Source organism: Alkalibacterium psychrotolerans, from assembly GCF_054784355.1.
Window position 1 is genome coordinate 1 of the sequence record NZ_BAAGPH010000054.1, and the last position, 569, is coordinate 569.

A 569-nucleotide genomic window follows, 5' to 3' on the forward strand; every position below is an offset into this window, starting at 1 on the left:
TCATTGACGTGGATTCTACTCACTCAGACACCTTCGGAAAACAAGAACAGACTGATTTCAATACTCACTACGGAACAACGGGTTATCATCCCTTAGTGGCTTTTGATGGACTGACTGGTCTGTTTCTAGGTGCCGAACTTCGTCCGGGCAATGTGTACACGTCTAACAATGCAGAGGTCTTTTTAAAAGATATTATCCAACAACACAAGCAGCACTCATGTGATATGTTTTTAACTGTCCGAGGGGACAGTGGCTTTGCCAAACCTGAGATCTATGAGTTATGCGAGCAAGAAAAAGTGAAGTATATTATTCGTTTAAAAGTCAATGCACGACTGAAGAACATGGCTCAACAAAAGGTCCTTTACGGACCAGATACAGACTTTACACATAAAGAATCACAGTATTTCAAGATTGATTATCAAGCTAAAACTTGGGAAACGGGTCGTAAAGTAGCTGTAAAGGCCACTCGAGAAGCTGGCGAACTCTTATTTACGACGTTTGAGTTTATCGTATCAAATTTCGTTGATATACCTGCCCAAACAGTGTACAAGCTCTACCAAAAGAGAGGG

1 protein-coding gene is annotated in these 569 nt (G+C 41.3%); it reads left to right on the forward strand.

The window, feature by feature from the left end:
- A partial coding sequence (locus ACYVLS_RS08840; RefSeq protein ID WP_460323682.1) for a transposase occupies positions 1–569 on the forward strand: 569 nt, incomplete at both ends.